Consider the following 10455-nt stretch of genomic DNA (forward strand, 5'->3'; position numbering starts at 1 on the left):
GTAGAAGTGAATCGCTCTGGCGCCGCGTGGCGAGGTCCGTGCAGGTGCCTTAACGTTGTCATGTACTTCGCGCTGGACCAGTTCCAGCAGGAACAATATTCAGACGCATCAGCAGACCGGATGGTGAATTAAGTGGCGGAAGAGAGTCGCGGGCAGCGCGGGTCGGGCTACGGCCTCGGGTTGTCGACCCGGACCCAGGTGACCGGCTACCAGTTCCTTGCGCGCCGGACCGCGATGGCACTGACCCGGTGGCGCGTCCGCATGGAGGTCGAGCCCGGCCGGCGTCAGAACCTGGCCATCGTGGCATCTATCTCCGCCGCGCTGGTGATCTGCCTGGGCGCGCTGCTTTACTCCTTCATCAGCCCGGCCGGCCAGATCAACGAGTCGCCGATCATCGCCGACCGCGACTCGGGCGCCCTCTACGTCCGCGTCGGCGAGAAGTTATACCCGGCCCTGAACTTGGCTTCGGCGCGCCTCATCACCGGCCGCCCGGACAACCCGCACCTGGTCAAGGCCAACCAGATCGCCACCCTGCCGCGCGGTCCGATGGTGGGCATTCCGGGCGCACCGTCGAGCTTCCACCCGACCAGCCCCACCGCGTCGTCCTGGTTGGTCTGCGACACCGTGGCCAATTCGACCGGTGCCGGCGCACCGTCGAGTGTGACGGTCACGGTGATCGACGGCAATCCCGATCTGAGCAACCACCGGCGGGTGCTCACCGGGTCGGACGCGGTGGTGCTGAACTACGGCGGAGACGCCTGGGTGATCCGGGACGGGCGCCGCTCACGCATCGACGGGTCGAACCGATCGGTGCTGTTGCCGCTGGGGCTAACCCCGGAGCAGGTCAGCACGGCGAAGCCGATGAGCCGCGCGCTGTACGACGCGCTGCCGGTGGGTCCGGAACTGACGGTGCCGCAGATCCAGAATGCCGGCGCCGGGGCGTCGTTCCCGAACGCGCCCGGCCCGATCGGGACGGTGCTCGTCACCCCGCAAATCAGTGGGCCGCAACAGTATTCATTGGTGTTGGCCGACGGCGTGCAGACGCTGCCGCCGCTGGTGGCCCAGATCCTGCAGAACGCCGGACCGGGCAACACGAAGCCGGTGACCGTCGAGCCGTCCGCGCTGGCGAAGATGCCGGTGGTCAACAAGCTGGATCTGTCGTCCTACCCGGACGCACCCCTGAATGTGATGGACATCCGTGAGAACCCGGCAACCTGCTGGTGGTGGCAGAAGACCTCCGGTGAAAACCGGGCCCGCGTCCAGGTCATCTCCGGTGCGACCATTCCGGTCGAGTCGAAGGACGTCAACAAGGTGGTGTCGCTGGTCAAGGCGGACACCACCGGGCGCGAAGCGGACCAGGTCTTCTTTGGCCCCGACTTTGCGAACTTCGTGGCCGTCACCGGAAACGACCCCGGCGCCAAGACGACCGAATCGCTGTGGTGGCTCACGGATGCGGGTGCGCGCTTCGGGGTCGACGACACCCGCGAGGTACGAGAAGCGTTGGGCCTGAAGACGAAACCGGGCCTGGCGCCGTGGGTGGCGCTGCGGCTGCTCCCGCAAGGCCCGGCGTTGTCGCGAGCGGATGCGCTGGTGGCGCACGACACGCTACCGATGGATATGTCCCCAGGAGAGTTGGCGGTACCGAAGTGAAACGTGGATTTGCGCGGCCGACGCCGGAGAAGCCTCCGGTAATCAAGCCGGAGAACATCGTCCTTCCGACGCCGCTGAGCATCCCGCCGCCCGAAGGCAAGCCCTGGTGGCTGATCGTGGTCGGCGTCGTGGTGGTCGGCCTGCTGATCGGTATGGTCGCGATGACCTTCGCCAGCGGTTCGCACGTGTTCGGCGGCGCCGGCTCGATCTTCCCGATCTTCATGATCGGTGGCGTGGCGATGATGATGTTCGGCGGCCGGTTCGGCGGGCAGCAGCAGATGAGCCGGCCCAAGCTGGACTCGATGCGCGCCCAGTTCATGCTGATGCTGGACATGCTGCGCGAGACCGCCCACGAATCGGCCGACAGCATGGACGCCAACTACCGGTGGTTCCACCCGGCGCCCACCACGCTGGCCGCCGCCGTCGGGTCATCGCGGATGTGGGAGCGCAAGCCCGACGGCAAGGACTTGAACTTCGGCGTGGTCCGCGTCGGCGTCGGTATGACGCGTCCCGAGGTGACCTGGGGCGAGCCCCAGAACATGCCGACCGACATCGAGCTCGAGCCGGTGACCGGTAAGGCGCTTCAGGAATTCGGTCGCTATCAAAGCGTCGTCTACAACCTGCCGAAGATGATCTCGGTGCTAGTCGAGCCCTGGTACTCGCTGGCCGGGGACCGCGAGCAGGCGGCGGGACTGATGCGGGCGATCATCTGCCAGCTGGCGTTCTCCCACGGGCCCGACCACATGCGCATGATCGTGGTCAGTTCGAACCTGGACGAATGGGACTGGGTGAAGTGGCTGCCGCACTTCGGTGACCCGCGCCGCCAGGACGCCGCGGGCAACGCCCGGATGGTCTACAGCTCGGTGCGCGAGTTCGCCGCCGAGCAGGCCGAATTGTTTGCCGGCCGTGGCTCTTTCACACCCCGGCACGCCAGTTCGTCGGCCCAGACGCCGACACCGCACACCGTGATCATCGCCGATGTCGTTGACCCGCAATGGGAGTACGTGATCAGCGGCGAAGGCGTCGACGGCGTGACGTTCTTCGACCTCACCGGTTCGGCGATGTGGACCGCGGTCCCGGAGCGCACGCTGCGTTTTGACAACACGGGTGTGATCGAGGCGCTGCCCCGCGACCGCGACACCTGGATGGTCATCGACGAGAAGCCCTGGTTCTTCGCGCTCACCGACCACATCAGCACAGCCGAGGCGGAAGAGTTCTCGCAGAAGTTGGCGCGCTGGCGCCTCGCCGAGGCGTACGAGGAGATCGGCCAGCGGGTGGCGCACATCGGCGCCCGAGACATCATGGCCTACTACGGAATCGACGATCCGGGCCGCATCGACTTCGAGGCGCTGTGGGGTAGCCGCAACGACTCGATGGGCAGGTCGCGGTTGCGGGCGCCGTTCGGTGTGCGTTCCGACAACGGCGAGCTGCTGTTTTTGGACATGAAATCGCTGGACGAAGGCGGCGACGGTCCGCACGGCGTCATGTCCGGTACGACGGGTTCGGGTAAATCGACCCTGGTGCGGACGGTGATCGAATCGCTGATGCTCAGCCACCCGCCGGAAGAGCTGCAGTTCGTGCTGGCCGACCTCAAGGGTGGGTCGGCCGTCAAGCCGTTCGCCGGGGTGCCGCACGTGTCCCGGATCATCACCGACCTGGAAGAAGACCAGGCGTTGATGGAGCGCTTCCTGGACGCGCTGTGGGGTGAGATCGCCCGTCGCAAGGCGATCTGCGACAGCGCCGGTGTCGACGACGCCAAGGAATACAACTCGGTGCGCAGCCGGATGCGGGCGCGCGGCCAGGATATGGCGCCGCTGCCGATGCTCGTGGTCGTCATCGACGAGTTCTACGAGTGGTTCCGCATCATGCCGACGGCCGTCGACGTCCTCGACTCGATCGGCCGTCAGGGCCGCGCGTACTGGATCCACCTGATGATGGCGTCGCAGACCATCGAAAGCCGCGCCGAAAAGCTCATGGAGAACATGGGTTACCGGTTGGTGCTGAAGGCGCGCACCGCCGGTGCGGCGCAGGCGGCGGGTGTGCCGAACGCGGTCAACCTGCCCGCCCAGGCAGGTCTGGGCTACTTCCGCCGCAGCCTGGAAGACATCACCCGGTTCCAGGCCGAATTCCTCTGGCGGGACTACTTTCCGCGCGGCCTCACCGACGACGGAGAGGAAGCGCCGGCGCTGGTGCACAGCATCGACTACATCCGTCCGCAACTGTTCACCAACTCGTTCACCCCGCTGGAAGTCAGCGTCGGGGGGCCGGAGGTCACCGCCCCCGCGATCCTTGCCGACGGCGACGCGCTCCCGATCGAGGCGGCCGAGGACGACGACTCCGAAGGGATCCGGACGCCCAAGGTCGGCACGGTCATCATCGACCAGCTGCGCAAGATCGACTTCCAGCCGTACCGGCTGTGGCAGCCGCCGCTGAACCAGCCCGTCGCCATCGACGAACTGGTGAACCGATTCCTCGGCCGTCCCTGGCAGCAGGACTACGGCACCGCGCAGGACCTCGTCTTCCCGATCGGGATCATCGACCGTCCCTTCAAGCACGACCAGCCGCCGTGGACGGTCGACACGTCGGGGCCCGGTGCGAACGTGCTGATTCTGGGTGCCGGCGGTTCCGGTAAGACCACCGCGCTGCAGACGCTGATCTGTTCGGCGGCGCTGACCCACACGCCCGAGCAGATCCAGTTCTACTGCCTGGCCTACAGCAGCACCGCGCTGACCACGGTCGCCCGCCTGCCCCACGTCGGTGAGGTGGCCGGCCCCACCGACCCCTACGGCGTTCGCCGCACCGTGGCCGAACTGCTGGCCCTGGTGCGGGAGCGCAAGCGCAGCTTCCTCGAGTACGGGATCGCCTCGATGGAGGTTTTCCGGCGGCGCAAGTTCGGCAACGAGCCCGGTCCGGTTCCGAGCGACGGGTTCGGCGACGTCTACCTGGTGGTCGACAACTACCGGGCGCTGGCCGAGGAAAACGAGGTGCTGATCGAGCAGGTGAACGTGATCATCAACCAGGGTCCGTCGTTCGGTGTGCACGTGGTGGTCACCGCCGATCGCGAGTCCGAGCTGCGGCCGCCGGTGCGCAGCGGTTTCGGCTCCCGGGTCGAGCTGCGGCTGGCCGCCGTGGAAGACGCCAAGCTGGTGCGTTCCCGGTTCGCCAAGGACGTCCCGGTCAAGCCGGGTCGCGGCATGGTCGCGGTCAACTACGTCCGCCTCGACGCCGACCCCCAGTCGGGTCTGCACACCCTGGTCGCGCGTCCCGCGCTGGCCGGCACGCCTGACAACCGGTTCGAGTCCGACAGCGTCGTCGAGGCCGTCAGCCGGATCACGAGCGGTCAGGCTCCGCCGGTGCGCCGGCTGCCGGCGAGGTTCGGGGTGGAACAGCTTCGCGAGCTCGCCGCGCACGACACCCGCCAAGGCGTGGGCGCGGGCGGAATCGCTTGGGCCATCTCGGAATTGGACCTGTCGCCGGTCTACCTCAACTTCGCCGAGAACGCACACCTGATGGTGACGGGCCGTCGCGAATGTGGGCGCACCACGACGCTGGCCACGATCATGTCCGAAATCGGCCGGCTGTACGCGCCCGGGGCGACCAGCGCGCCGACGCCGCCGGCCGGGCGGCCCTCGGCGCAGGTGTGGCTCGTGGACCCGCGTCGTCAGCTGCTGACCACGCTCGGCCCCGACTACGTGGAGAAGTTCGCCTACAACCTCGATGGTGTGCAGGCGATGATGGGCGAACTGGCCGCCGTTCTGGCCGGCCGCGAGCCGCCCCCCGGGTTGTCCGCCGAGGAGTTGTTGGCGCGCAACTGGTGGAGCGGGCCGGAGATCTTCTTGATCGTCGACGACATCCAGCAGTTGCCGGCGGGTTTCGACTCCCCGCTACACAAGGCCGCCCCCTGGGTGACCCGGGCAGCCGACGTCGGCCTGCACGTGCTTGTCACGCGCACCTTCGGAGGCTGGTCTTCGGCCGGCAGCGACCCGATGTTGCGGGCGCTGGCGCAGGCGAACGCACCGCTGCTGGTGATGGACGCCGACCCCGACGAGGGATTCATCCGCGGCAAGATGAAGGGTGGTCCGCTGCCTCGCGGCCGAGGCCTGCTGATGGCCGAGGACACCGGAGTGTTCGTTCAGGTCGCGGCGACCGAATTGCGCAAGTAGGACGGCGCCGCTGCGCTGGGGCCGACCGGGTCACACCGAAGTGTCAGCCCCAGCGCAGCGGCAATTCCTTGAGCGCGAAACTCTTTGAGGGGTAATTGATCACGGGGGAGTAATCCTCCGGCAGTTCGAAATCCGGGATCTGGGTCAGCCATTCCGCGACGACCACCGTCAGTTCAATGCGCGCAAGATGAGAACCGAGGCAGCGGTGTGGTCCACCGCCAAACCCCCAGTGCCGGTGGACTTTTCCGTCCATGTTTAGTTCGTTGGTGGACATCGGGTCGCTGTCGTCGCGGTTCACCGCGGCCATGCACAGCCGCACCGAGGTGCCCGGTGGCAGCGTCATGCCGCCGACCTCGACGAATTCGGTGGTTATCCGTGGCGCCACCGGCGCCGACGGTTCGAGCCGGACGATCTCCTCGATGAAAACCCTGATCTGCTTTGGGTTGTCGCGCAGGTCCTTGCGCAGCTGCGGTCTGCGCGCCAATTCGTACAACGAGAATCCGATGGCCGCGGTCACCGTGTCCAGGCCCGCCAGGATCAGCAGGTGACTCATGCCCAGCAGTTCGACGTCGGTGAAGTCACCCTTGCCGGTCATCACCTGCGACAACATGTCCGACCCCGGGTTCTGCCTGCGCTGTGCGATGGCGTCGGCCAGGTACGCCAGCAGCTGTTCGGACTTCTCGATGTCGGTCCGGGTGATGAACGGCTTGTCGTTGACGACGGCGTCTTTCCAATCGATGAGACGATCGCGATCTTTTAGTGGCAGGCCGTAGAGGTCCAGGAACACCTGGAACGGGTACAGGTGGGCGAAGTCCGCCATCACTTCACACCCGCCCCGCCCGGCCAGCGCCGCGATCATGTCACTGGCGTGGCGCGCCAGCACGGGACGCGACTTGCTCAACGCGTGCGGACTGAAGTACGGCTGCAGGATTTGGCGGTAGCGGGTGTGTTGCGGCGGATCAAAAGCCAATGGCAGCACCGGCAATGGGTGGCCGGGGGGCTGCAGCACCGTCGAGGAGAAGACCTTGGTGTTGCGCAGTGCGGCCAGCACATCTTCGCGCCGGGTTATGTAGTAGTGGCCGTTCATGAACACGACCGGTCCCGCGTCGCGCAACGTCTTCCACCCGAGGCCCCGGTCAACGGTCATCGGCAGCGTCGCGAAATCAAGCCGGGGTAGGTAGAACGAGCCTTGTTGGCCATCGTTCATGGGCTTCGGTCTCCGGTTGTCTGTTGCACTCCCTCGCTATCAACGCGTGGCGGCGCATCAATATTGCATGCGCGGCAACGGAACACGGTCCGCCTGCCCACGCTAGCCCGGGGTTTCCGGTGCCGCTAAGCGATTCGCGAGCATGCTGGACACTGTACCGACCGGCTAATCTGGCTACCGAACCGTGAAGTGCACGCCCGTCTGGTTGCGAAGTAGTCACCGGCCGCCCGGGCCGGCAAGGGAGGAAGCCTCGTGAGGGTTCGTCTGGATCAGTCGAAGTGCGTGGGCCACGCTCAGTGCTATGCCGTCGACCCAGACCTTTTCCCCATCGACGAGTCGGGCTATTCGATCCTCGAGGAGCATGAGGTCCGGCCCGAGGACGAGCAATCCACCCGCGACGGCGTCGCGTCCTGTCCCGAGATGGCGCTGATTCTCGAAGACGATTGACGGCCCAAGCCGGTGCCACCGCAGCGGGCGGAAAGCAAACGGTTAGTGAACAATCCGTTGCCTTTCATGAACTCCCGCCGACCGGGAATGAACAGTGGCTGGCCATTGATGAACAGGTGGCTTTGTGGGGTCGGTGTTTGCCTCGTAACGAACTAATCTCAGTGCCGGGCGGCAGTTCGGGCATACGCGAGCTGTCGCTCGGTTGCTGATAGCGGGAGATTAGCCGGGGCAGAAGGTGCATGTCGTTTCCGACCAGAAGTCCGAGAAGCGCGGTGGCAGACCACTTTTGCGGAGACTGCCAACTGGTCACCATGCGCCCGCCGGCCCGGCTGACGGGGTTGCGGGGCGAGGGGGCCCGCTGGTGACTCCCGCGGCGCGCAGCGGCCGACCGGTGGCGTCGTCTACAGAGCCGTGACCATGGCCACCACTGATGCCTGTGTGACAGCCGAGATCGCGTTTCCGGCCGACTGAGGAGGACACGGTGTTTGACTTCGCGGCGTTACCGCCCGAAATCAATTCCGGTCGCATGTACGCGGGTCCGGGGTCGGGGCCAATGATGGCCGCGTCCGCCGCGTGGGATGAGATTGCGGCTGAATTGGGTGTAGCCGCCAGCGGCTACGGCTCGGTCATTACCGAGCTCACCAGCGGGCCATGGGTGGGGCCGGCATCGATGTCGATGGTTTCGGCGATCACCCCGTACGTGAGCTGGCTGAGCACGATGGCCGCCCAGGCCGAGGAGACGGCCGGGCAGGGCCGGGCCGCCGCGGCGGCCTTTGAGGCGGCGTTTGCGATGACGGTGCCGCCGCCTGTGATCGCGGCCAATCGAGTGCTGCTGGCGACCCTGGTCGCGACGAACTTCTTCGGGCAGAACACCCCGGCGATCATGGCGACCGAGGCGCAGTACATGGAGATGTGGGCACAAGACGCCGCCGCGATGACCGGTTACGCCGTATCGTCGGCGACCGCGTCGGTGCTGCCGCCGTTGGCGACGCCGCCCAACACCAGCACTCCGGAAGCGATCGCCAACCAGGCCGCCGCGGTCGAGCAAGCCGCGGCCCAGCCGGCGGGCAACACCGCACAGACCACAGCCAACACCACCTCGCAATTGGCGTCGTCACAAGCGTTGTCGCTCAGCACAACTCAAGCGGTACAGGCGCCCACGGCCGCCGCCAACGCCTCGGATCCGGGACCGTTCACCTGGCTCACGAGCGCACTTCAGAACTTCTTCCAGTCCGGGCTGCCGACCCCGACCAACAACTACCTGGGGCTGACCCCCACCTTCTACGACACGATCTTCAAGAGGATGACGGGTCTGGGTTACTTCTCGAACGGTATAGCGCAATTCAGTTCGTCGATCGCTCAGCAGCTGACCTTCGGTCCCGGTGGTAGCACGGCGGGTGCCGGTGGTGCATGGTTCCCGACCCCGCAGTTCGCCAACCTGGGTCTGGGCAACCTCGGCGGCGGGGTAGGGCACGTGGGCGCGGTCTCCGCGGGTGCCGGGCAGGCCGCCCGGGTGGGGATGCTCTCGGTACCCCAGCACTGGGCGAATCTGACCTCCGCGGTCAGCCCGGCGGCGGTCTCCGAGGAGGCCACCCCCGTCCAGGCCGTCGGCGCGACAGGGGCGCCCGGTTCACCGGCCAATGGTCTGCTGCGGGGGATGCCGGTGGGGGGCATGGGCCGGCGCGGCGCCGCGGCCGGCTACGTCAACAAATACGGGTTCCGCTACAGCGTGCTGACCCGACCGCCATCGGCCGGATAACGGAGAAGCCAGATGAACCCACCAGCAAGCCAGGCCCGGCGCGTCACCGGGTCGGATGTAAAGGAAGAAGGAATCTAGATGTCGTTTGTGACCACGCAGCCGGAGGCGCTGGCAGCGGCAGCTGGCAACCTCCAAACCATTGGCTCAACGCTGAGCGCTCAGAACGCCGCGGCAGCGGCCCCGACGACGGGGGTGGTGCCGGCCGCCGCCGATGAGGTGTCGGCGCTGACAGCGGCGCAGTTCGCCGCCCACGCGCAGATGTATCAGGCCGTCAGCGCTCAGGCTGCGGCGATCCACGAAATGTTTGTCAACACCCTGAGCACAAGCTCCGGGTCGTACGCGCTGACTGAGGCGGCCAACGCCGCCGCGGCTGGTTAAGGAGTCGATGATGTTGGATTACGGGATGTTTCCGCCGGAGTTCAATTCGGCGCGGATCTATTCGGGTCCGGGGTCGGGTTCGTATGTGGCCGCGGCATCGGCGTGGAATGCGATTGCCGCGGAGCTGCAGTCGGCTGCGTTGAGTTATCAGACCGTGATAACGCAGCTGTCCAGCGAGGAGTGGACGGGAACAGCCTCGGCGGCGATGGCCCAGGCGGCGACTCCGTACGCAGAGTGGCTGAGCACCACCGCGGCTCAGGCTGAGCTGACGGCGACCCAGGCGCAGGCGGCGGCGGCGGCCTATGAGACGGCGCTGGCGTCGTCGGTCGCGCCGCCGTTGATCGCGGCCAACCGGATGCAGTCCCAGCAGCTGCAGGCAACCAACGTCCTCGGCCAGAACACGCCGTTGATCATGCAGCTGGAGGCGCAGTACGGCGAGTTCTGGGCCCAAGACGCCGCCGCGATGTCGACCTACGCGGCTCAGTCGACCACGCTCACCAAGAGCATGACGACCATTCAGCCCGCTCCGAAGGTCACCAACGACGCGGGCACGGCCAACCAGGCCAATGCGGTCACCAACGCCACGGCGAACTCGACGGCGACCAACACGTCGAAAATCGTGAGCAACGCGGCGACGAACACCACGAACGCCACGACCAACGCGACCACCCAGGCCACTCAGGCGGCCACGGATCCGTTGACCGAGCTCTGGTTCCTGCTGACCGGCCAGACCGTCTTGCCCACCAACCTGGGGACGGCGGTCAACGGCTACGCCCCGTTTGCCGGTTTGTTCTACAACACCGAGGGTCTGCCCTACTTCAGCATCGGTATGGGCAACAACTTCGTGGCGG

The 10455-nt window shown here is 66.7% G+C and carries 7 protein-coding genes; 6 read left to right on the plus strand and 1 reads right to left on the minus strand.

What is annotated here, in order from left to right:
• The first annotated feature begins 132 nt into the window (after positions 1–132).
• Positions 133–1650: a type VII secretion protein EccB gene (eccB, locus tag A5652_RS25405; RefSeq protein WP_067358544.1), complete on the plus strand. Its 1518-nt coding sequence runs from the start codon at positions 133–135 to the stop codon at positions 1648–1650.
• A complete protein-coding gene (gene eccCa / locus A5652_RS25410) occupies positions 1647–5813 on the plus strand; it encodes a type VII secretion protein EccCa (RefSeq protein WP_067358546.1) in 4167 nt (1388 codons plus the stop codon). Before eccB ends, eccCa begins: the two co-directional genes overlap by 4 nt.
• Before the next feature lie 43 nt (positions 5814–5856).
• On the opposite strand, the gene A5652_RS25415 is transcribed toward eccCa, so the two are convergent.
• Positions 5857–7020: a cytochrome P450 gene (locus A5652_RS25415; RefSeq protein ID WP_067358548.1), complete on the minus strand. Its 1164-nt coding sequence runs from the start codon at positions 7018–7020 to the stop codon at positions 5857–5859.
• A gap of 252 nt (positions 7021–7272) precedes the next feature.
• On the opposite strand from A5652_RS25415, the gene A5652_RS25420 reads away from it, so the two are divergent.
• The 4 genes from A5652_RS25420 to A5652_RS25435 all read left to right on the plus strand — a co-directional run.
• A complete protein-coding gene (locus tag A5652_RS25420; protein WP_067358551.1) occupies positions 7273–7467 on the plus strand; it encodes a ferredoxin in 195 nt (64 codons plus the stop codon).
• 481 nt (positions 7468–7948) lie between these two features.
• On the plus strand, positions 7949–9226 hold the full coding sequence (locus A5652_RS25425; protein WP_067358554.1) for a PPE family protein: 1278 nt from the start codon (positions 7949–7951) through the stop codon (positions 9224–9226).
• A gap of 78 nt (positions 9227–9304) precedes the next feature.
• On the plus strand, positions 9305–9604 hold the full coding sequence (locus tag A5652_RS25430; protein WP_067358555.1) for a PE family protein: 300 nt from the start codon (positions 9305–9307) through the stop codon (positions 9602–9604).
• Positions 9605–9611: 7 nt separating this feature from the next.
• On the plus strand, positions 9612–10455 hold an 844-nt coding region (locus tag A5652_RS25435), incomplete at its 3' end, for a PPE family protein (protein WP_082984079.1).

This window comes from Mycobacterium sp. 1165178.9 (assembly GCF_001673555.1).
Taxonomy (GTDB): Bacteria; Actinomycetota; Actinomycetes; order Mycobacteriales; family Mycobacteriaceae; genus Mycobacterium.